Genomic DNA, 19,607 nt, shown 5'->3' on the forward strand with positions numbered 1-19,607 from the left:
ACGAGCAGATATCTTCCCTTCTCCTCTCTAACGACCGAGTGTTCAAGCAGTATCGAGGCCGACACAGTCGCCATGCGCCCACACAAGTGGCCCAATCTACCGGTTTGGTAGATTGGGCTGTTTTGCCTCCCTTCCGGCGCACGGTCCCAGCCAGGACGGCAAGCGCTTCCCCTCTCTCCCTCCATTGTTACCGCCAGCCCGCCAGCCCGAAACGTCAACTTCTCTGCCTCTCCTCTTTAGTCGACTCGCACCTCTCGCCAGACTGGTGGCTAGCGAATGACGCCACAGGAGGCAATGCTGGCAGCGTGTTCCTGCAATAGAGTCCCCGCAACGGTCAGGAGCAGACGCACGCGCTCGTCGCTGATACGGTAATAGACATATTTCCCCTCGCGCACCCCTTGCACCAGGCCGCACCAGCGCAGGCAGCCCAGATGGGTCGAGACCCGCCCCTGGGGCACTCCCAGGGCCGCTACTAGCTCGCTGACCGTGCGCCCCTGGGCCGGAGCCTCCAGTAGTAAGGCGAGCAGGCGCAGCCGTGTCGGGTCGCTGAGCACCTTGAAGAAGCGCGCGTAAAGCTCAGCAGCTTCTGGTGTCAGGGCCTCCTCGCTCACGGGCCGGTCCCGCACCTCGTCGCGCTGCCTGTCCGCCAGACCGGCTGTTGTCACTACCTGCGACGTGGCGCTGTCGCTGTTTCTCGCTCCCTCACTCTTCATATACGCTTCTGCCTCTTCTTTGCTTGTTACCATCCGACAGCTCTCATATATATCCGTATAGGCTGATAGGAGGATGATACCACTCGACAGCACGCGCGTCAAGGAAAGCGGCCTGGTGACCTGTAGCTTCCGGCGGCCAGCCGGCGAAGGAGCAGAGAGGCTAGGAGACCAGGCAGGCTAGATAAGCGACAATCCCGGCCTGTGTACTATACTAATACTAACCGTCCTGCTACAGCTGACGGGCGCCGCGGCGCGCCGCTGTTGGTCAGCAGGAATAGCTAAGAGGACAAAAGAAAACAGGCGAGAAGGGAACAAACGAAGAACAGCGAGTGGCCAGGAGATCGGTCCGGCTGGCCAGGCAGCGACCGCTTGCATCGTTCAGGATGAAGCGACTGCAGGCTCAAGTCCAGGCCAGCCACCGGTTTCGAAGACAGTATTGTCTATCCCTATTGGGAAGGGAAGCGCACAACGTATGTGGAAAGATCTCCTTGCTCAAGGAAAATTCGCACGGCTCTGTCATTTAGCCGCCAGGTTAATCATGGTTCTTGGGCTGGCTACCGCTGCAGTGGAGGTATACCTGATCTGGAGTACCTATCAGCGTCTCATCCAGCTCGGGCTTGCTCCCGGCAGCAGTGGGGCCTTCTTCGTCAGCCCGGACAGTTCTCCGTATCTGCGGATGATTACGGGTAGCACTGTGAGCTGGCTTGACCTCACGGGACCGCTGGCTTTCCTCTTCGGCACTATCGCCACCACTATCTTTTATAGCCTCCTGCTGACCCTGATCGGGCACCTACTCAGTGCCTTCGCCAGCGCAGGCCCCGCCCCGGCAGGAGCACGCACTGAGGCAGCACAGGCTGGTCCCAGCGAGGATGAGCCGGTGGACGGCCTGATCTTCCAATCGCTAGACGAGGTGGAGGCAGGCGAGAGGGGTCGAGGCAGGCGGAGCCACTAAATCGGCAGGTGCCCAGGCGCGCGCCGGCTCCTCCCCCTCCACGCCGGCGCTACTGGCTTCAGGCCGACTCAGCCTCAGCCGGCGCTTGCAGCCAGCGGCAAACTGGCGCCGATAAGCTGGCTGACGGCACGGCTCATGCGCACAGGATTGCGCGTTGAGGTGAGATCGCGATAGCCATCAACGAGGACGTGGGCCCGCGGCCCCCCTTCTGTCTGAGGTCGAGCTTCACCCCAGAGACGTCGCTCCTGACCAGCGCAGGCACTTGCCCCCAGGCGATTCATGACGAGCATATTCTCGCGGGCCAACAGGCGATGGGGCAGATAGGCATAGAGCGGCGAACGCAACTCAGCCAGCTGAGCCTCGATCTGCTCCGGCCCGTGGCCATAGTGGTGGCAGGCCTCCCGCACCTGGCTGCGCAACGTCTCTTCGTCCGGGCTGAAGATCGCATCGAGAGCCTGAAGCAGATTCATGACGCGATTCAGGAGTACGGCCCGACCATGGCGGAGCCGCCGTAACAGCAGATTCGGCCCTCCTTGTCCCTGACGGTGCGTCTCCTGGATCTGGCGCGTGAGATCGGCAAAAGGCATAGCGTCCAGCCGCCGCTGTAGGAAAGCAACCACTTCGGCGGTCTCGCCCTCCTGCCAGCCGCGCAGCAGCTGCAGACAGCGCTCGCCCTCGTAGCGTTCGATGGTCTTGGGCACGCTCAGCAGTCGGTCTTTGCACTCGCAGATCCAGAGAGCATGGAAATAGCGCACCGTCATCTCGATAGGGAAGGTCGCAAAGCGCTCCTGCCCCTGCACCTGCTGGACAAAGAGGAACGCAGCTTCAAATTCGGGGCGCAGACGTGCGAAGGCGTTCAGCTTCTGCTCGACCAGCATCTCTGTCGCTTCGTCGCTTGTTGCTTGCCTGGCGTACATGGCTCGCCTCCCCTCAGAGCATTGGCCAGTTGATCACAGACCGACAGCTGCCTCCTGACTACGAAAGGAAGAGAGATGAGGCCTGCCCTTCTCTTCCGCCCGGCCTTGGTCCAGTCTGAAGCAGGCGGGCTAGCAGACAGGCAAGTAGAGAGACACGCAGCGAGTCAGGTGGCTGCGACGGTTGCTCCGACCAGCATTGCAATTATCCAGGAACAGACATCTTGAGACACCCTGCCCTTATTGTACCGCCATCGACGGTGCGGGACAAGCGCGACAGGGAGGGATGGCTCGCCTGCTCCCTGGGGCCAGCTTGTGCTTGCCTGGCGGGCCGGAACAGGTTGGGCAGGAAAGAGCAAGGCTCGTAGACTCAGGCGGCAAAAGAGTTGACGGTCAGGCGCTAAGCTGTTATCATGACGGAAGATCAGTGCAAGAGCCATTTCAGCAGCAAGGCAACACGCTATGGATGAACCACGCACCTGGCGCGAACTGCTAGGAACCATCATCTCTGATACCCATGAGAGACAGCGCCTGGCCGAGGAGCTGGGGGTGACGCCCACCACGTTGGGTCGTTGGGTTTCCGGCACTTCCGACCCTCGCCCTCAGAATCTCCGCCTGTTACTCAAGGCACTGCCCCAGTACCGCGAGCAGCTGCAGGAGCTGATTCAGGCCGAGTTTGAGGACTTCGTGACAGCTCCCTCTGACGACTCATCCCTTGAGATTCCCGCTGCTTTCTATGCGCGGATCTTCCGGGCCCGCGCAACGACGACCGAGGCGATGCGCTACTGGTCGCTGAGCAACCTGATCCTCCAGCAGGCGCTGGGACAGCTCGACCCCGATCATATGGGGATGGCCGTGCGTGTGGTGCGCTGTATGCCTCCCAAGGAGGGAAAGATCCGCAGCCTGCGCGAGTGGCTCGGACTGGGCACTCCACCGTGGGGGGGGGAGCTGGAGCACAAAGCGATGTTTCTGAGCGCTGAGTCCCTCTCGGGCTATGTGGTGAGTTCCTGCCGCCCGAACGCCATTCAGAATATCGATGAGGAGCACTCGCTCATCCCCGCTCATCGCGATCCTTATGAGCGCAGCGCCGCCGCCCACCCTATCCTCTACGCCGGACGCGTCGCCGGCTGCTTCCTGGTCTCCAGCACTCAGCCCTACTACTTCCTCTCCCAGGCTCGCCTGACGCTCATTCAGCAGTATGCCGATTTGCTGGCCCTGGCCTTCGATCCCCAGGAGTTCTATGATCCTAAAGATATCGAACTGCGGGTCATGCCAGACCAGAGCATCCAGCGGCAGTATTTTATGCAGTTCCGCCGCCGCGTCTCAGAGGTGATGATGGAGGCCACTCGCTCGGGCCACTCGCTCAATAATCTGCAGGCGGAACAGCTGGTCTGGCAGGAGCTGGAAGATAAGTTGCTCGAATTGTCTCTGCGACTCAATTGAAGAGGCTCTAGAATAGAAGATCGTCTATGTTCGACGACTTTGACTGGCGGGAGCAGGAAAGCGGCGAGCTTGATCCGCGCTGGCGGCGCACCTGCCTGGGTGGCGGACGTCTGAGCATGGAGCAGTCGCGTCTGCGCCTGGAGTTAGAGGCCAGCCGCCAGGGGGAGTACAGCGACGCACAGATCGACGACTATGGTGAGCTGCCGCGTCGGGCTTTCCCCTGGCATCCACCGCTGCGTCTGGAGGTACGAGCCTCCTTCTCTCATCCGGCGGCTACACTGGCCAGTACGGCGGAGACGCCGGGGCTGCTGCGCGGGACCGCCGGCTTCGGTTTCTGGAATTACCCGTTCTCGCTGCGCGGGGATATATTGATGCTCCCCGAGGCAGTCTGGTTCTTCTACGCCTCACCTCCTTCGAATATGGCCCTGGTGCCCGGCGTGCCGGGCTGGGGATGGAAAGCGCAAGTAGTGCATGCGCTGCGCCCGAGCTTCCTGACGGCAGCCGTGCCCACGGCTCTGGCAGCCCTCTGGGGGCGGCTCAGCGGTGAGCTGCGCCCCGCGGCGCGCTGGCTGCAGCGCCTGACCGGGGCCCAGGAGCGCCTGCTGGAGGAAGTTGTCCTCACGGACTGGCATACCTATGCCCTTGAGTGGTTGCCATCGCAGGCCCGTTTCTTTGTGGACGGCAGCCTCCTCTTTACCGCTCCCTCACCCCCAGTGCGCCCCCTGGGCTTCGTGGCTTGGGTAGACAACCAGTATGCGATCGCCACCCCGCGCGCTACCTTGCGTTTCGGTACGATCGCGACTGGCCGCCAGTGGCTGGATCTTGACTATGTGCGCATCGAGCCACTTTAGAAGGATAGTACCTCTTTCGCCTCCTTGATGGGTGGTTCCAGCACCTCATCGATGATGCCGTATTCGACGGCCTCGGCGGCGCTCAGGAAGAAGTCGCGGTCGGTGTCATGCTTGATGCGCTCCAATGGCTGGCCGGTATGCAGCTGTATGATCTCGTTGAGCATGTCTCGAGTGTGCAGCATCTCACGGGCATGGATCTCGATATCGCTGGCCTGGCCACTGACGCCGTTGGAGGTCCACGGCTGATGCAGATGGATGCGGGCATGCGGCAGGGCCCGACGCCGTCCACGGTCCCCTGCCATCAGCAGGATGGTACCAAAGCTGGCGGCATAGCCGACACAGGTGGTGGCGATGGGACAGGGCAACATGCGCATGGTGTCGTAAATGCCCAGACCGGCGGTGATGACGCCGCCTGGTGAACTGATGTAGAGGTTGATCTCCCGCTCGCTGCTCTCGGCAGCTAGAAAGAGGAGCTGGGCAATGACCAGTCCCGCCATCTGCTCCTCGATGGGGCCGTTGATCAGAATGATGCGCTCTTTGAGCAGACGAGAGTAGAGATCGTAGGCGCGCTCTCCGCGTCCCGTAGCTTCGATGACGGTCGGTACGTAAAGGGTAGCACTCATAACAACTGGTCCTTTCTCGCGGTTGCCCTCTGTCTGGTCTTCGTTCCTTTGCAGCTTACTCTTCTCCGGCTGCCTCTCGCCTTGATTCGAGGAGGCGACGTACAAAGTAGTAGTGCAGCTGGGTGCCACTTCCGCTGGCGCGCTCGTCGACAATGGCCTGGAGCAGCCAGCCCTCTTGCCCAAGCCTGGCCAGGCTGGCCTCGGAGAGCAGTGGCTCTTTGCGCAGATCAAGGCTGATGAGACGATACTCCCAGCGGGGAGGCTCCAGCTGGTGCTCTTCATAAACAATGGGAATATGCAAGGTTGACTGGATGTGTTCTTGTGTATATGACAGGAAGGGAGCCAGAGGACGTGGTAGCATGCAGGTACTCCTTTCTCTTCTCTGATGCGACGTCGGCCTGCCTGGTCAGGTCCGGTTCAGGTTTCCGCCTCGCCTGCTCCTCCCCCGCTGCGACTGGCAGGCCGGCAAGGGGAGGACACCTTGAATATAGCAAAGTGGAGGGGTATAGTGATAGCAAAAAGCGATGCTATCAGCATAGCTGCCCGCCAGGCTATGCTATGAGCATAGCTCTCGAAGGCGGCAGAGAGGCCACAGACTCCTCTGCAAGGGAGGAGCGCAGAAAGGAGCGTGGGGATGGCCGATCTTCAAGAGACGCTCGGGAAGGTGATTCGCCGGGAGCGCCAGCAGCGCCGGCTGACGATGCGCGAGCTGGGAGAGCGCGCTGGTCTCTCGGAGATCTATGTTGGTGAAATTGAGCGCGGCCAGAAGTATCCCTCGGCCCGGGTGTTGGAGAGTGTGGCAGCAGCCCTTGATCTGGAGGTCGCCGAGTTATTGGAGCTGGTTGCTACCGAGCTGCGCGAAGCCTCGGCGGCAGCCCGCAGCAGAACCGCTGGTCTCGGCTTCGGCTTCGGGAGGCCGGAGCCTGTTCGCAGCAGCATTGGCACTCAGGAGAAGGGAGCAGCGTCCAGCGAACCATTGGCTGCTCAGCAGGTGTTGACGATGGCCAGCTTCAGTTCCCTGTTGCTGGCCGGACGGCTGGGAGAGGCGGCGATCCGGCGCTCACGCCGCTAGGCCAGGATACGCGGTTCGGCTCGCTACAGAGGAGGGCTTACAGGCACAGACGGTGTGGCGCTACCCTCCTCTGTTGTGTTTCGCCGGGAGGCAAGCCTTGCCTTGTATCAGCTTTGCATGGTGACCACCGTGTGGCAGCGGGACCGGGCGCGGCTGTGCAGGTGCTGGCGAGCTGGCCTGACGTGACGGCGGGCGCTGGAGGCCAGATGAGAAGAGCAAAGTCCCCCTTCCGTCACCAGCGCCACCAGCGGCGCGGTCGATGGGCATAGCTCCCACGGCGGTAGTAGTAAGGGGAAAGGCGACGATAGGCGAAGGCACTCCAGATGAAGACCAGGACCGCCGCCGCCAATACCGACGTTACCAACGGGACGCCGTTGAGGTATGGCTCACCGCTGATGTGCCAGTGGAGGACGCCATCAACCAGAAAAATGGCCAGCAGGCCCAACAGGATGGCCCCGACAATGCCGCCGGGGGCGTGACGACGAGCGATGAATTCTCCCACTACTCCGACAATTGCGGCAATGATAACCCAGATGATGAGCTGCTCCAGGCTGATAGTCATGTTGACATGCACCTCCTTGTTTAAGCCGGTCTCGCCCGGCTTTCCCTGGATGCTCGCTTCTACAGCATCTGGGTAAAACACGTGCTTCCCGCGCCGCGAGTTTCAGGCCGCCCAAGCCACGAACGCTCTTTGCTGGCCCGCGCCCCTCTCCTTCTTTTCCTTCAGGCTATAAGAATTCGTGACCATGAGCCAGGAGAACGGCCCGCGCGGCTTCTAGCTGCGGCTCGCGCACTAAAAGATAGTCGGTATCGTAGGTAGAGAGTGCAAAGACTGGAATATGAGCATCGGCCAGCGGCCTGAGCAGCGTGGCGAGTATCCCAGTCAAAACAAAATCGAGGGGGCCCACGACCTTGAGGGCGGCCCAATCTGACGCACAGGGTACACCTTCGGGCACCCACTCTTGAGGGCAAACCACCGACAGCTCATCGGCGGTTCACGTGAGCGCCAGCAAAGGCCGCCGTTCCAGGCCGGCGGCAGAGAGCCAAGCTGGCAGCGGGCTTTCAGGAGCGAGACGACAAATCGCCAGCTTGTGGGCAGCTACCAGCAATTGCATAGGCATCAGTCCTTTCTCACCTCTGTTGTACCTGTTGGCACTGCCGTCCTGACTCTGGCCAATCAGGGCAAACAGGCTTGTCCAGAAGGACCTCGTAAGGACAGGACCTACGATAGCATAGCCCTTTGGTCCTGTCCAGAATCGTTCGTTCTTTCCAGCGGATTGCAAGCAAGCAGCGACGATGTTATAGTAGTAAGAGAAAGGAAAGCTGCATAGCTGTACAGGTTTTACGAAGACGAAAGGAGCAAGCCGGGATGGCCACTCGTCCGCGAGGAAGCGAGACCAGGGGAAGCGCTGAGGCGACAGACCTCTGCCAGGTGCGCGCGGTGCATCCTGAGCAGGTGGAAGCTGTGCGGCAGAGCTTGCTGCCTCTGGAGAGTGCTATGCGTACGGCGGCCCTTTTTGCCGTTCTCAATGATCCAACGCGCCTGCAGGTGCTCTTTGCTCTGCTGCATGCTCCGGCTGGCGAGCTTTGCGTGTGTGATTTGGCTGCTGGCCTTGGCCGGGACGATACGACAATTTCTCATCAGCTGCGTGTGCTGCGCACGCAAGGCATTGTGAGTATGCGCAAAGTCGGGCGAGTGGTCTACTACCGTCTCGTTGATGACCATGTGCGTCAATTGCTTGAGCTGGGCCTGGCCCATGCGAGCGAGCCGGCAGGAGGGTCACCCGGTACCCTTTCCAAGGTGGAGGTTTCCGCATGACCATGTTTGTCGGTCATGGTGAAGAGCCTGCTATGAAGCAGATGAATAAGGGAAAGAACCCTGAGCAGGTGGGAGGGAGAGAGGCCGATCACAGTCATGAGCGCCATACTCATCTTCATGTTCACTCTCACGCCCATGCCCACCATGCTCATCAGGAGATGCCGCGGCGGAGCCTCCGTCTGGCCTTTCTGTTGACAACGGTGATCCTGCTCAGCCAGCTGATAGGTGGCCTCCTGGCCAACTCGTTGGCCCTCTTGTCGGAGGCTGGCCATGTGGTGACAGACCTCTTTGCGCTTGGTCTGGCCTGGTTTGCAGCGGTTCAGGCTGAGCGGCCCGCGAATGCGCGCCGTACCTTCGGCTATCATCGCGTCGGCATCTTGGCAGCACTGATCAATGCGGTGACCCTGATTGCCATCTCGGTGGGGATTCTCATCGAGGCGGTTGGGCGTCTGCGCCATCCAGCTGAGGTGCAGCCGCTGGCGATGTTCGTGACGCCTTTGATCGCGATCGCCATCAATCTCTTTATCAGCACTGTACTTCAGCGCAATGGTCACCATAATCTGAATACACGCGCAGCTCTGCTGCATGTGCTCGGCGATGTGGGGGCTTCGCTGGCGGTTATCGTCGGCGGCCTGGTGCTGCTGGCGACCGGTTGGAGTGCCGTTGATCCGCTGTTGTCAGTGGGAATCGCCCTGCTGCTGGCCTTGGGCGCCTGGCAAGTCGTGCGTGAGGCGACCGATATTCTACTGGAAGCGGCGCCGCGTGGCCTCTCAGTCTCCCAGCTCGCTCATGATATGCTACAGGTCGAGGGAGTCCGCGAGGTACACGATCTGCATGTCTGGACGATCGCAAGCGGGATGCCAGCGCTGGCTTGCCATGCGACGATCGAGGATGGGACGCCTGCCCGCAGCGCTTCGATCCGCTATGCACTGACGCAGATGCTGACGGAGAAGTACCATATCGATCACGCAACGATCCAATTTGAGTCGGAGAAGGATCGCCAGAGCTGTTGCCACGGTCAGAGCCTCTACTGTTGTCTCGATCCTTCGCGGCGTCCACGCCAGCCCCAGGCTACAGCTGAGGAATAAGCGCGGGGTCAGAGCCAGGGCTAAGAGCTTGCCTGACCCCGGCCCCCCTGGATGGTAAAAGCCTGAGATATCTGAATCTGTTCCCCTCTTTCCTCCTTCTTTTTCTTTTCGCTGGCCTCTGGGTCCTCAAACGATAGGTTCTCGTCTGCTCATGCATCCGGCCTGGCTGAGTGCGGGAGAGCGCTGCCTGGGGAAATTCCTCCGCTGGCCAGCTCGGTCCAGAGCCTATCAACTGATGGGCCTCCGAACCAGGAGCGAGCCAGGGGAAGAAAGAGGAGCTGAAGGCAGCCCCAGAGTGGGTTAGTGACCTTCCAGGTGCTCGATCTCCGCCGCCAGGGAGGAGGCAGCGTTTACAGGCTTCCTTTGTCCAAGAAGCAGGAAGGTGATGAAGGCAGCCAGACCGAGGAAGCAGATTACACTCGCCATCGGCAGAGCAGTGTGCGCGCCAGCAATGCCAACGAGCGGTGAGGCCAGCGCCCCCAGAATAAATTGCAGTAATCCAAGGAGGGCAGAGGCACTGCCGGCTGAGTGTGGATGGTCAGTCAGAGCTAAAGCGGCAGCATTCGGAAATACCATGCCCTGACTGGCGACGACGACGAAAAGCGCGGGGAGAATGCCTACCAATCCGACTCCGCTGATCACTGCTAAGAAGAGTCCTCCACCGCCCAGGGCCACGGCTGTCAAGGCTCCCGCCAGCAGCTTGCGCGGCGCTACTCTGCTAACGAGACGTCCGCTGATCTGTCCCATAACGGCAATGCCCAGGGCGTTTGCACCGAAGATCAGGCTGAAGGCCTGGGGCGAGAGACCATAGATCTCCTGCGTGACGAAGGGCGAGCCAGAAATGTAGGCGAACATGGCCGCCGCCGAGAGACCACAAGAGAGCGCATAGCCAATGAAGGCTTTATCGCTAAGCAGACGGCGAAAGGTGCCCAAGGTCACGCTTAACTCTCCGCTCTGCCGTCGCTCCGGCGGCAAGGTCTCAGGTAGCCCCAGAAGGACCGCTACCCACATCAAGGCTACAAGCAAGGCGAGGAAGAGAAAGATGCCACGCCAGTTGGTGAGACGCAGCATGAGGCCGCCGATAAGAGGGGCAGCGATGGGCGCAACGCCACTCACCAGCATGAGCATGGAGAAGAAACGGGCCAGGGCGATTCCACTGTATCTGTCGCGTACAATGGCTCGTGCGATGACGATGCCCGCAGCTCCGGCCAGTCCCTGGATCAGTCTGAGACCAATCAGGAGCGTAACCGATGGCACGGTGGTACACAAGAGCGAGGCCAGAATGTAGGCGAGTAATCCGACCAGTAAGGGACGCCGCCGCCCAAGGCTATCGCTCAGCGGCCCTGCTAACAATTGGCCAAGGGCAAGACCAACAAGGCAGGCGCTCAGCGTGAGCTGGGCCGCCGAGGCGCTGGCCCCCAGGTCACGGCTGAGCAGGGGCAGCGCCGGCAAATACATATCAATCGAGAGAGGACCAAAGGCTGCCAACGATCCAAGGATGATGATCAGCAGGATATAGCGCCATCTCTCCAACGAATCCACCTGATGATTGGGTCGCTCTGCATTATCCAATGATGTCTGTCTCATTCCTTCAGCTACCTGATAGATATACAAATATCTATATAAGGACGAAAAAATAAGCGCCACAGCAGAGATACTTGCTCCGGGCAGGGGGCTTGATCTGCTGCTCTCTTCCGACTGCCTTTTTGGCTGCAGTATCCCCAGGGAAGGGCCTGGACGTGGCATGCACTATGAGACGCCGGGGCGGCACCTTTTATTTTACTCTTGCAGGGAGGGCTTTGGCTCCCTCGGATGCTTCCAGTGCTCTTCTTGCTGACGAAGCTTCTCCAGAGCTTGCTGATAGAGAGGTGTGGCCAACTGGCGGGCCTCCGGCAGCCGTATCCGCGAGTACATCCAGGAAAACTTGGAGCGAACAGCTTCAGGTGTCCAGCCAGCTCGGGTACTGCTCAGCATGTCAAGAAAGGGTTGGACGTTGACCTCCAGGAAGCTGAGGCTGTCCGCCGCCTGAACCCAATCAGCTTCGGGCCATCCTCCTACCTCGTGCACGCGGATCAGGGCCATTACCTCTTCTATCAGATCGGGTGGCGCCTGGTGCTCGCGCAAAAAGTCGCCCACGATGCGCGCCGAGCGCTCGGAATGCGCTTGTAGATACAGCGGGTCATCTGCTCCACGCGAGAGATCTTGCTTTGGGCTATCGGGTCCAGGGAAGGCTCGCTCCATGTCGTGAGTCAGGGCCGCCAGCAGCATGGCCTCTGAAGCAGCCGGGTTGATCTGCCGCAGCCATTCTTCTGCCCTCAGAAGATGGGGGACCTGGGAACCGGCATGCTCCTTGACCCAGGAGCGAGCGCATGCCAGTAAGCTCTCCATCGATCGCCTCGCCCTTTCCTTATCAACGCAAGCAAGAAAGTACTGCTCACTATCTCTAAGCTTAAACACCCTGTCAAGCTCGCCTGGGTGCTGGTGCCGCAGCTCGCACCGTGAGCCTGGCGGCGATGCCCAGACCTCAACCGCAAGGTCGCCAGGCATTTGCTGATGGTGACAGTTTATCACTATTGAGCTTCATCGCCAGCTCAGAGGCTTGTAGCCGTTTTCCTCCCCCGTGGCTCTTCCTCAGACTACGCTGCGCAGCGCCTAGCTCCTCTGTCTCTGATCGGTTGACACCCTATGGTATCCATGCTACCATCAACGGCACAATTGGTTCTCTATCACTATATTTTCTATCGAAGTGCATGACTATGACCATTGCTAAAGGGAAATTGCGTAGATTGGTTCCCCTGGAGAGATGGAATCTGGTCGCGCTCGGCCTTATCCTGGTCGGGGTCAGCCTGCGCCTGATGCTGCTCAAGCAGCACTGGCCCTGGACCGATAGCGATGAGGGGATCTTTGGCCTGATGGCGCGCCATATTGCCTATCAGGGTGAGCACCCAACATTTATGTATGGCTCGTTCTATATGGGACCGCTCCAGGCTTACCTGGGCGCCGCCTTCTTTCACCTGTTCGGGTCATCGCTTCTCGCTCTACGACTTGGCCTGGTAATGCTCTTTGCTCTCTTTCTGGTTGCTCTCTATCTCCTGACCCGTACACTGTATACACCTGGGTTGAGCTTGCTGACACTGACGTTGCTGAGCCTTGGCTCACCTTATATGCTCACCTATGAGCTGCGCTCCTATGGGGGCTATCTGGAGATCCTTCTCTGCGGCACACTGGCGCTCCTGATCGCTACCTGGTTAGCACTCCCCACCAGCCCCACGCTCTCGCCACGCCGCCTCCTGCTCCGCTGCGGGGGCTATCTGGCCTGGGGCACTGTGGTGGGCCTGGGCCTCTGGAGCGATATGCTCATCTTACCACTAGTGGGCCTCTCCGGCCTGTTGATCGTGCTTTTCTGCTGGAGCGAGTTGGTACGCCTGTTCCCCATTGTTTGCATGGTGGGCGGCCTGGCACTGGGAATGTGGCCGCTGCTGGCTTACAATCTGCATGCGCCACCTGGTCTTGACACGCTCAGCGCTGTGACCGTGCAGCAGCAGGGGCCGGTGCCGCTACACTATACGCCAGCCCTGGTCTGGCAACAGATTAAGGCTACTATTCAGCTCTCTCTGCCCACGATTAGCGGCAACCCCTTCTGCCCAGTCAGCGAAGTGCCGGTCCTGCGGGACCCCACCAGCGCCCCTACACTGGCTTGCCGGTTGATCCATCTCGGCTGGGGCACCGGCTATTTGCTGCTCTTTCTCGCCGCCCTGGGGCTGGCCGGCTGGGATCTATGGCGCCTCGGACGGCGTCCTCGTCTGGAAGGCAAGGCCAACAAGCAGGCTGACCTCGTCCGAGCCAGCGCCCGCCTGCTGTTGCTGATTGCCGCCGCCATCACTCTGGTGCTCTTCATTCATAGCCTTGCACCGCTCAAGTGGCCCTCTCTGCATGGGCGCTACCTGATCATTTTTTGGATCGCTCTCCCCGCAATCCTCTGGCCCCTCTGGCAGGGTGCACGGGTCACGTGGTCCTTTCTGCCCAGGTTACGTCAGCCTGGTCGCGCGCTCTGCCTCGCTCTGCTGCTGTTGCTGCTGCTCTTCTATGGAATTGGTACGGCTCAGGCTTTTAGCGAAACTGCCACAGCTCAGATGTACTATCAACAGGATATGGCTTTCGTACAACGACTGGAGGAACTGGGCATAACCCACTTCTATAGCGATTATTGGACCTGCTATAAGGTGGCTTTCCTCAGCCAGGAGCGCCTGACCTGTGGGGTTGTCAACCAGCAGCTGCAGCCGGGCTATATTCGCTACTGGCCCTATTACTGGGCTACCCACGCCGATCACCATGCCGCTTACGTGCTGCCACGTAGCGACTACGATGCCGCCCTACAAGCGTTGATGGCCCAGCAGAATCGGCACTATCGCCTGACGCTCTACAGAGACTACTTTATCGTGCAACCAGTAGGATGACAGACCTGTCTGGCAAAGGACTTAGCACAGGCGCAAGGGTAGCGTCTCCTGTCAGAGGGGGAGTCGGAAGGAACGACCCTACCTAGGGGTAAAAGGCTTCTGCCCGTAGCCAATGAGAAAAGAGCAGCTGGCTCGCAGGCTGTTCCATTCCTGGTTAGCGCTGTCGATAAGATTATACACTTCTTGCTGCGAAAGGTTGAAATAGGCAGCCAGAGGTGTGCTGATCGCTTTCCAGATCTCGCGGAGGTCCAGGGCCAGCAGGGAGCCGATCCGTCCTCCCCACTCCCCTACCGGTGCTTCGACGGTGCGCATATATACGTTGACTAGCCTGGCTTCTTGAAGATAGCGTTCCAGGGAGCGCGCCACTGCTCCCTCCGTGTCTAAGCCTCGCTGCGCAGCCAATTGGGCCCCCATGCTCAGGAGCTTCTCGTTTGCCGGTCCTGCAGGGGTGACACGCAGACCTAGCCCAGGCTCGACCAACTCAACCCAGCCTCCAGGAGCAGTCAGCCGAGCCAGCTCGCGCACTACCTCCGGCCAGGCAGCCAGGGGCAGAGCTGAGGTCAGGAGCCGCTGGTGGACAAAATCGAAGGAGGCGTCGGCGAAGGGTAGGCCCCGCAGTACATCACCCTGGACGAAGCGATAATTGGAGGGAGGGGTGGTCGCCTTGAGCTGTTCCAGGTCGACGCCGACTACTTCCGCCTGTGGGAACTGCTGGCAGAGTTCAAAAGCCCATTGCCCGGTACCACAGCCGACATCCAGAATGCGCCGCGGCTGCCCAATTGGGGCCAGGTAGTTGGCCCGTAGCAGGGCCCGCAGAACGTAATGTTGGAAATCCAGCCGATTGACTTCGCCCAGGTCCTTGGGCAGCATGTAGGGCTGCTCTTGCAAAAAGCGACGCTCACCCTGCAGCGGCGGTAAAGCAGCCCCCTCCGCCACTACCTGGCCCGTCGCGCGCGACGCTGGCACAGAGCGCCGTCGCCGAAAAACCCACCAGGGCATGGAGAAGCTCCTTTCTGCAACGAGATGACCTGGCGCTGGTGGCAGTAGAAGCAGCAGTCGGCAGACAGCTAGCCAGACAGACACAGCCAGTGAGACTCAAATACCCTGATCTGCTTCTTCTGGAGCAGGCTCTGCTTCTTCTCCAAAGGCAGGAAGGGGGGCACATCCGGCGCCAGGCCTGGCGTCGTTATCCGCGAGCAATCGCTCAATTGAGAGTGTAGGTAAGACACGCGGCCTCTGTCAATTGTAAACACAGCCAGCTGAGGAGAGCACCGCCCTTTATTAACAGATTTTTTATGTGAGTAGATCAGACGTGCAGTAGAAGCGAGTCTTGAGGCCAGTTCGACGCCGCCAGTCCAGCGCCCTTCTTCGCTGTTGCCGCCAGCAGAAACAGTCGTGTACCATCTAAAAGATGATTCTACCCAACCGAACTAACAACATGAGTCCCATGACCCGCCTCTTGTCGGCGACGGCGGCGCTCACTCCTGCAGAGAGCTTGTGGGAGATGCCAGGAGGGGGTCCCTCTCTGCTGCTGAGATCTGAAGGAGGCATCAAGTGCAACAACGTCTTTCTGAGCAAGCCACGATTGATCTCCATTTGCACACGACCTGGAGCGATGGGCGCTGGACCGCGGCAGATCTTTTAGTCCACGTCCGCGAGCGGGGCTTTAAACTGATTGCCGTCACGGATCACGATCGGGTGGATACGATCCCTCAGCTGCAGGACCTGGCGAAGGAGCAGGGGGTTGCCGTCCTCAATGGCGTTGAGATCAGCGCTGCCTGGCGAGGCCAGATGGCCGATGTGCTTGGCTACGGCTTTGATCCTGAGCAGCCGGAGCTGCGGCGGCTGGTGGAGCAAGTACATGAGGGGCAGCGAGCTAACGCAGAGGAGGTTTATGCCGAGTTGCTCCGTCGCGGCTACTCCTTTCCCGAGCGGGAGCGGCTCCTGGCAGCGCAGGGTAACCAGCTGCGAGTCGCTGGTGACTGCGGCCTCCTTCTGTTGAAGCATGGCTATGTCTCCAGCTGGAGAGAGGCCCTCGCCCTGATCCGCGACGCGGGCTATCGGGAGATTAAGGTGGATCTGGCCGCTGCTATTGACGTGCTCCACCGCAGTGGGGGCCTGGCCCTGATCGCCCACCCGGGCCGCGGTCTGCGCGAACCGGCAGAGTTCACATTCTACAGCCCCGAGCTACTGGATCGCGTACGGGCGGAGGTCGCCTTCGATGGGCTCGAGGTCTACTATCCCACCCACGGGCCGGAGCTAGAGGCCATCTATGAAGCTTATGTCCGACGTCATGGGCTGGTCATGAGCGCTGGTTCGGATTCGCATGGCCCTCCTGGCCGTCTGCCTATCGGTTACCCAGCATGGCGCTGCCGAGCGCTATTGGAGCGGCTAGGGATCGCGGTCGAGCCGGAGGCAGCAGCTGCTGACAGCTAAAGGGAGCGAGGAGACTGTCCTCTTGTGCGCCTGCTATTGCATTTCATACCAGCAGCCTTATGAGGAGGCCAGGCCCTTAAGGCAGTCGTCCGGCGAAGCGGTGCCAGGGACAGCGGCGATCAGGTGATAAGATGATAATGGCCACGATGCCACCTCCTCTTTGATTACCAGGCATGGTCGCTGCTGAAGAGAACAAGACGGTCGCCAGCGCTTTCGCGGCATGGTCACGAAGCTGCACTGGCAGAGCCGCCTTCTGTGAAGGCAGGGCCTAGCGGCGGCAGTGAGGCCCTCACTAAAGCTTATCTGCATCGATGAGCAGGAGTAGAAGCATGAGTCAATGCATTGTCGAAACACGCTATGGCAGGGTTCAGGGCTATCAGCAAGGAGAGATTTGCGTCTGGAAGGGCATTCCGTTTGCCCGGCCTCCTCTCGGGGCCAGGCGCTTTCGTCCGCCTGAGCCACCGCAACCGTGGGCGGATGTGCGCCCAACAACATCCTTTAGTCCGATGGCTCCCCAGGTAGCCGAGATGGGGGCCAGTATGGTTGGAGCCATAGGGGCTGAGCGCGTCGTTGATCCGCGCCCGATCAGCGAGGACTGCCTCTATCTGAATATCTGGTCTCCCGCCGCAGACCAGGGGAAGCGCCCGGTGATGGTCTATATTCATGGCGGTGCCTTCACCGTGGGATCGGCCTCCGACCCGTGGTACGACGGCGCCTCGTTCGCAACCCGCCACAATATGGTAGTGGTCTCGCTCAATTACCGGCTGGGGATTCTGGGCTTTGTCTACCTCAAGGAGCTGGCCGGCGCGGCCTCCGGCTATAGCGGCAACTGCGGTCTGTTAGACCAGATCGCTGGCTTGCGCTGGGTACGCGAGAATATCGAGGCTTTCGGCGGCGATCCCGAGAATGTGACAGTGATGGGCGAATCGGCGGGAGCTATGAGCATCGCGGCCCTGCTGGGCATGCCCGCAGCGCGCGGCCTCTTTAAGCGGGCGATTCTGCAGAGCGGGGCCGCCGGCGACCTTCCTACTGGCACAGAAGCCACCCGGGTGGCCCAGGCCTTGTTGACCAGGCTTGGTCTGGACCCTTCGCAGGTCGAGGCACTGGCTGAGGTGCCGCTGGAGACGCTGCTCAAGGTGCAGCCGGAGCTGGGACAGGAGTTCGGCGGGGTCCGCGCTTTTAGCCCGGTGATCGACGGTGAGACACTGCCGCAGCACCCACTGGCCATGCTGGCCCAAGGCTCAGCCAAAGATGTGGCCGTGTTGCTGGGCACGAACCGCGATGAATGGCGGCTGTTCGCCTTGATGAGTGGAGGGGTACAGGTAAACGAAGCTCTTCTCAAGCGGCTCTTCGGGGATTCGGCTCAGCGGGTGCTCGCGCTTTATACCGCGGCACGAGAGGACCATTCCCCCGAGTTCGCCTGGATTGATCTGATGAGCGATCTAGTCTTTCGCATCCCAGCTATTCGCCTGGCGGAGGCCCAGGTTCAGCAGGGGGCCCCCGTCTGGATGTACCGCTTCGACTGGAAGTCGCCCGCTTTCGGCGGGGTGCTCGGGGCCGCGCATGCAATGGATATTCCTTTTGTCTTCAATACGCTTGATGTGGGACTTTCGCGCATTTTTACTGGTACTGCGCCCAGCCGGCAGGCCCTGGCCGACCTGATGCACGCCTCATGGGCAGCCTTTATGCGCGACGGGAACCCGTCCATTCCCGGCCTGCCAGAGTGGCCTCGCTATGATCTGGAGCGGCGCGCAACGCTGATCTGGGATGAGACCCCCTCTCTTGCCGAGGACCCCCAGGGAGAGCTGCGAGCACTGTGGGAAGAGATCAGACAGGTATCCTGAAGCCCGACCGCCAGCCAGCAGGAGGTAAACCGGCCCCTCCCTATCGGCACCTTCTCAGGTGAGCCTCGCACTGGCTAGTGGCAGGTACGAGGCGGGAGTAGTACCCGCCTCGCACTTCAGACAATCTTCCTTTTGCTTCCTGGCTGCACGGCATAACGGCGCCACAAACTGGGTCGGGCCAGGAGGATTAGCTAGCTGTCGGTTTTTGAGCGCAGGCAACAGCCAGAGAGTAGGAGGTTCGCAGCTCATTCCATTCGCGATTGGCTTGATCCAGCAAATCAAGCACTTCCTGCTCGGAGAGGCCAAAGCGCGCCGCGACAGGAGCGCTGATAGCCTTAATTCCCTCACGCACATCAATAGCCATCAACGACCCGAGACGCCCTCCCCATTCCCCAACAGGAATCTCGATCGGATAGCGCTGGACGTTGATCAGACCGGCCTCTAGCAAGTAGCGGTCCAGCGAGCGCATCACTTCGCCCTCGCTATCGAGACCGCGTAGAGCTGCTAGCTGCCCAATCAAGCCGATCAACTGTTGGGTAGCTGGACCAGCAGGGGTAAAGTTACTCGAACTAGAGCCTCCCTCAACAAGTTCGATCCATCCTCCGGAACAGGTGACGCGCGCCAGTTCCTGTATCACGCCCGGCCAAGCTGACAAAGGAATAGCCAGGAAGAGAAGGCGCTGATGGACAAAATCGAACCAGTTGCTCTCAAAGGGGAGGCCATCCAACACATCTCCCTTCACAAAGCGATAGTTGGCCGGTGGGGAGCTGCTCACTTTGACCTGCTCCAGGTCAAGACCGATGACTTCGGCTTGGGGAAATTGCTGGGCCAGTTCGATAGCCCACTGCCCGGTGCCGCAGCCAACATCCAGAATGCGCCGCGGCTGCTCAATGGGAGCCAGATAGTTACCCCGCAAGAGACTGCGCAAGACATAGTGTTGGAAATCGAGACGGTTGACCTCTCCCAGATCTTTCGGTAATAAGTAAGGCTGCGCATCTAAATAGCGGCGATGGCCTCGCAGACGCGGCAAAGCCACCTCTCCAACCGACCTGCGCGTCGGCTGCGCTGCCGGATCTGAACCTCCGCCATCTTTGCTAACTCGGCGGCGAAACAGCCACCAGGGCATCCTTTCCTCCTTCCTGATCCCGCCCTTATCATCTGCCAGGTAAGGAAGGGAGACGAAGAACAAGGCCGCGACGGTCTTCTCCCCCCATAGGCGGACGGAACACGAAGCCAGTGGGCTCCTCGGGAGAAAGCGTAGTTCAGAAGAAAGTGTAGAAAAGAGGACAAGTTACTGTCAAGATGCCTTGCAGGGAGAAAGGGCAGTCGTTCTGATTTTTATGACTTTTTCATATCCTCCCACTCACCAGGGCCTAGGAACTGGCCCGGCCACTT

At 60.2% G+C, this 19,607-nt stretch carries 20 protein-coding genes; 9 read left to right on the plus strand and 11 right to left on the minus strand.

Features of this window, described 5'->3' with window-relative positions; translation table 11 throughout:
- Nucleotides 1–269: 269 nt before the first annotated feature.
- The gene (locus KTAU_RS11030) at nucleotides 270–713 is read right to left on the minus strand and encodes an ArsR/SmtB family transcription factor (protein ID WP_151728438.1); all 444 of its coding nucleotides are present in this window, start codon (nucleotides 711–713) and stop codon (nucleotides 270–272) included.
- 472 nt (nucleotides 714–1,185) lie between these two features.
- Between KTAU_RS11030 and KTAU_RS11035 the strand changes: the two genes are divergently transcribed.
- Complete coding sequence (locus KTAU_RS11035) at nucleotides 1,186–1,665, plus strand: hypothetical protein (protein ID WP_151728439.1); 480 nt, start codon at nucleotides 1,186–1,188, stop codon at nucleotides 1,663–1,665.
- A gap of 74 nt (nucleotides 1,666–1,739) precedes the next feature.
- Here the strand turns inward: KTAU_RS11035 and KTAU_RS11040 are convergent, their stop codons facing one another.
- Nucleotides 1,740–2,582 (minus strand): hypothetical protein, encoded by an 843-nt coding sequence (locus KTAU_RS11040; RefSeq protein WP_151728440.1) that lies wholly within the window; start codon nucleotides 2,580–2,582, stop codon nucleotides 1,740–1,742.
- 459 nt (nucleotides 2,583–3,041) lie between these two features.
- On the opposite strand from KTAU_RS11040, the gene KTAU_RS11045 reads away from it, so the two are divergent.
- Both KTAU_RS11045 and KTAU_RS11050 read left to right on the plus strand, forming a co-directional pair.
- Entirely contained in the window at nucleotides 3,042–4,022 is a 981-nt protein-coding gene (locus KTAU_RS11045) for a GAF domain-containing protein (RefSeq protein ID WP_151728441.1), read from the plus strand.
- A gap of 26 nt (nucleotides 4,023–4,048) precedes the next feature.
- Nucleotides 4,049–4,873 (plus strand): LamG domain-containing protein, encoded by an 825-nt coding sequence (locus KTAU_RS11050; RefSeq protein WP_151728442.1) that lies wholly within the window; start codon nucleotides 4,049–4,051, stop codon nucleotides 4,871–4,873.
- On the opposite strand, the gene KTAU_RS11055 is transcribed toward KTAU_RS11050, so the two are convergent.
- On the minus strand, nucleotides 4,870–5,496 hold the full coding sequence (locus tag KTAU_RS11055) for an ATP-dependent Clp protease proteolytic subunit (protein ID WP_151728443.1): 627 nt from the start codon (nucleotides 5,494–5,496) through the stop codon (nucleotides 4,870–4,872). The two genes, KTAU_RS11050 and KTAU_RS11055, sit on opposite strands and share 4 nt — an antisense overlap.
- Nucleotides 5,497–5,551: 55 nt before the next feature.
- Nucleotides 5,552–5,857 (minus strand): hypothetical protein, encoded by a 306-nt coding sequence (locus tag KTAU_RS11060; RefSeq protein ID WP_151728444.1) that lies wholly within the window; start codon nucleotides 5,855–5,857, stop codon nucleotides 5,552–5,554.
- 273 nt (nucleotides 5,858–6,130) lie between these two features.
- Between KTAU_RS11060 and KTAU_RS11065 the strand changes: the two genes are divergently transcribed.
- Nucleotides 6,131–6,568, plus strand: coding sequence for a helix-turn-helix domain-containing protein (locus KTAU_RS11065; RefSeq protein ID WP_151728445.1), 438 nt, complete (start codon nucleotides 6,131–6,133; stop codon nucleotides 6,566–6,568).
- Nucleotides 6,569–6,800: 232 nt separating this feature from the next.
- On the opposite strand, the gene KTAU_RS11070 is transcribed toward KTAU_RS11065, so the two are convergent.
- From KTAU_RS11070 to KTAU_RS22140, 3 genes are all read right to left on the minus strand, one after another.
- Complete coding sequence (locus tag KTAU_RS11070; protein WP_151728446.1) at nucleotides 6,801–7,130, minus strand: transglycosylase; 330 nt, start codon at nucleotides 7,128–7,130, stop codon at nucleotides 6,801–6,803.
- Nucleotides 7,131–7,296: 166 nt separating this feature from the next.
- On the minus strand, nucleotides 7,297–7,545 hold the full coding sequence (locus tag KTAU_RS21925; protein WP_228026408.1) for an ACT domain-containing protein: 249 nt from the start codon (nucleotides 7,543–7,545) through the stop codon (nucleotides 7,297–7,299).
- Between the two features lie 18 nt (nucleotides 7,546–7,563).
- On the minus strand, nucleotides 7,564–7,689 hold the full coding sequence (locus KTAU_RS22140; RefSeq protein WP_265576169.1) for a hypothetical protein: 126 nt from the start codon (nucleotides 7,687–7,689) through the stop codon (nucleotides 7,564–7,566).
- A 248-nt stretch (nucleotides 7,690–7,937) separates the two neighbouring features.
- Between KTAU_RS22140 and KTAU_RS11080 the strand changes: the two genes are divergently transcribed.
- Both KTAU_RS11080 and KTAU_RS11085 read left to right on the plus strand, forming a co-directional pair.
- On the plus strand, nucleotides 7,938–8,387 hold the full coding sequence (locus KTAU_RS11080; RefSeq protein WP_151728447.1) for an ArsR/SmtB family transcription factor: 450 nt from the start codon (nucleotides 7,938–7,940) through the stop codon (nucleotides 8,385–8,387).
- A complete protein-coding gene (locus tag KTAU_RS11085; protein ID WP_151728448.1) occupies nucleotides 8,384–9,475 on the plus strand; it encodes a cation diffusion facilitator family transporter in 1,092 nt (363 codons plus the stop codon). The genes KTAU_RS11080 and KTAU_RS11085 overlap by 4 nt, the downstream gene beginning before the upstream one ends.
- A gap of 300 nt (nucleotides 9,476–9,775) precedes the next feature.
- On the opposite strand, the gene KTAU_RS11090 is transcribed toward KTAU_RS11085, so the two are convergent.
- Both KTAU_RS11090 and KTAU_RS11095 read right to left on the minus strand, forming a co-directional pair.
- Nucleotides 9,776–11,047, minus strand: a complete 1,272-nt coding sequence (locus tag KTAU_RS11090) for a Bcr/CflA family multidrug efflux MFS transporter (RefSeq protein WP_371875086.1) — start codon at nucleotides 11,045–11,047, stop codon at nucleotides 9,776–9,778.
- A gap of 207 nt (nucleotides 11,048–11,254) precedes the next feature.
- Nucleotides 11,255–11,863, minus strand: coding sequence for a DUF4202 domain-containing protein (locus KTAU_RS11095; protein WP_151728450.1), 609 nt, complete (start codon nucleotides 11,861–11,863; stop codon nucleotides 11,255–11,257).
- Nucleotides 11,864–12,231: 368 nt separating this feature from the next.
- Between KTAU_RS11095 and KTAU_RS11100 the strand changes: the two genes are divergently transcribed.
- The gene (locus KTAU_RS11100; RefSeq protein ID WP_151728451.1) at nucleotides 12,232–13,932 is read left to right on the plus strand and encodes an ArnT family glycosyltransferase; all 1,701 of its coding nucleotides are present in this window, start codon (nucleotides 12,232–12,234) and stop codon (nucleotides 13,930–13,932) included.
- 78 nt (nucleotides 13,933–14,010) lie between these two features.
- Here KTAU_RS11100 and KTAU_RS11105 read toward each other — a convergent pair whose 3' ends face one another.
- A complete protein-coding gene (locus KTAU_RS11105; protein WP_151728452.1) occupies nucleotides 14,011–14,931 on the minus strand; it encodes a class I SAM-dependent methyltransferase in 921 nt (306 codons plus the stop codon).
- A 555-nt stretch (nucleotides 14,932–15,486) separates the two neighbouring features.
- On the opposite strand from KTAU_RS11105, the gene KTAU_RS11110 reads away from it, so the two are divergent.
- Both KTAU_RS11110 and KTAU_RS11115 read left to right on the plus strand, forming a co-directional pair.
- Entirely contained in the window at nucleotides 15,487–16,368 is an 882-nt protein-coding gene (locus KTAU_RS11110) for a PHP domain-containing protein (protein WP_151728453.1), read from the plus strand.
- A 329-nt stretch (nucleotides 16,369–16,697) separates the two neighbouring features.
- Nucleotides 16,698–18,212 (plus strand): carboxylesterase/lipase family protein, encoded by a 1,515-nt coding sequence (locus KTAU_RS11115; protein ID WP_170293224.1) that lies wholly within the window; start codon nucleotides 16,698–16,700, stop codon nucleotides 18,210–18,212.
- A gap of 187 nt (nucleotides 18,213–18,399) precedes the next feature.
- Here the strand turns inward: KTAU_RS11115 and KTAU_RS11120 are convergent, their stop codons facing one another.
- On the minus strand, nucleotides 18,400–19,338 hold the full coding sequence (locus tag KTAU_RS11120) for a methyltransferase domain-containing protein (protein ID WP_151728455.1): 939 nt from the start codon (nucleotides 19,336–19,338) through the stop codon (nucleotides 18,400–18,402).
- Nucleotides 19,339–19,607: the final 269 nt, after the last annotated feature.

It is taken from the genome of Thermogemmatispora aurantia (assembly GCF_008974285.1).
GTDB classification, from domain to species: Bacteria; Chloroflexota; Ktedonobacteria; order Ktedonobacterales; family Ktedonobacteraceae; genus Thermogemmatispora; species Thermogemmatispora aurantia.

What these genes read in the sequence shown, in the direction of transcription:
- KTAU_RS11100 (WP_151728451.1), top strand. Translation starts at nt 12,232, where the DNA reads ATGACCATTGCTAAAGGGAAATTGCGTAGATTGGTTCCCCTGGAGAGA.
- KTAU_RS11035 (WP_151728439.1), top strand. Translation starts at nt 1,186, where the DNA reads ATGTGGAAAGATCTCCTTGCTCAAGGAAAATTCGCACGGCTCTGTCAT.
- KTAU_RS11115 (WP_170293224.1), top strand. Translation starts at nt 16,698, where the DNA reads ATGAGTCAATGCATTGTCGAAACACGCTATGGCAGGGTTCAGGGCTAT.
- KTAU_RS11045 (WP_151728441.1), top strand. Translation starts at nt 3,042, where the DNA reads ATGGATGAACCACGCACCTGGCGCGAACTGCTAGGAACCATCATCTCT.
- KTAU_RS22140 (WP_265576169.1), bottom strand. Translation starts at nt 7,689, where the DNA reads ATGCCTATGCAATTGCTGGTAGCTGCCCACAAGCTGGCGATTTGTCGT.
- KTAU_RS11060 (WP_151728444.1), bottom strand. Translation starts at nt 5,857, where the DNA reads ATGCTACCACGTCCTCTGGCTCCCTTCCTGTCATATACACAAGAACAC.
- KTAU_RS11065 (WP_151728445.1), top strand. Translation starts at nt 6,131, where the DNA reads ATGGCCGATCTTCAAGAGACGCTCGGGAAGGTGATTCGCCGGGAGCGC.
- KTAU_RS11055 (WP_151728443.1), bottom strand. Translation starts at nt 5,496, where the DNA reads ATGAGTGCTACCCTTTACGTACCGACCGTCATCGAAGCTACGGGACGC.
- KTAU_RS11080 (WP_151728447.1), top strand. Translation starts at nt 7,938, where the DNA reads ATGGCCACTCGTCCGCGAGGAAGCGAGACCAGGGGAAGCGCTGAGGCG.
- KTAU_RS11095 (WP_151728450.1), bottom strand. Translation starts at nt 11,863, where the DNA reads ATGGAGAGCTTACTGGCATGCGCTCGCTCCTGGGTCAAGGAGCATGCC.
- KTAU_RS11070 (WP_151728446.1), bottom strand. Translation starts at nt 7,130, where the DNA reads ATGACTATCAGCCTGGAGCAGCTCATCATCTGGGTTATCATTGCCGCA.
- KTAU_RS11040 (WP_151728440.1), bottom strand. Translation starts at nt 2,582, where the DNA reads ATGTACGCCAGGCAAGCAACAAGCGACGAAGCGACAGAGATGCTGGTC.
- KTAU_RS11030 (WP_151728438.1), bottom strand. Translation starts at nt 713, where the DNA reads ATGAAGAGTGAGGGAGCGAGAAACAGCGACAGCGCCACGTCGCAGGTA.
- KTAU_RS11050 (WP_151728442.1), top strand. Translation starts at nt 4,049, where the DNA reads ATGTTCGACGACTTTGACTGGCGGGAGCAGGAAAGCGGCGAGCTTGAT.
- KTAU_RS11105 (WP_151728452.1), bottom strand. Translation starts at nt 14,931, where the DNA reads ATGCCCTGGTGGGTTTTTCGGCGACGGCGCTCTGTGCCAGCGTCGCGC.
- KTAU_RS11085 (WP_151728448.1), top strand. Translation starts at nt 8,384, where the DNA reads ATGACCATGTTTGTCGGTCATGGTGAAGAGCCTGCTATGAAGCAGATG.
- KTAU_RS11120 (WP_151728455.1), bottom strand. Translation starts at nt 19,338, where the DNA reads ATGCCCTGGTGGCTGTTTCGCCGCCGAGTTAGCAAAGATGGCGGAGGT.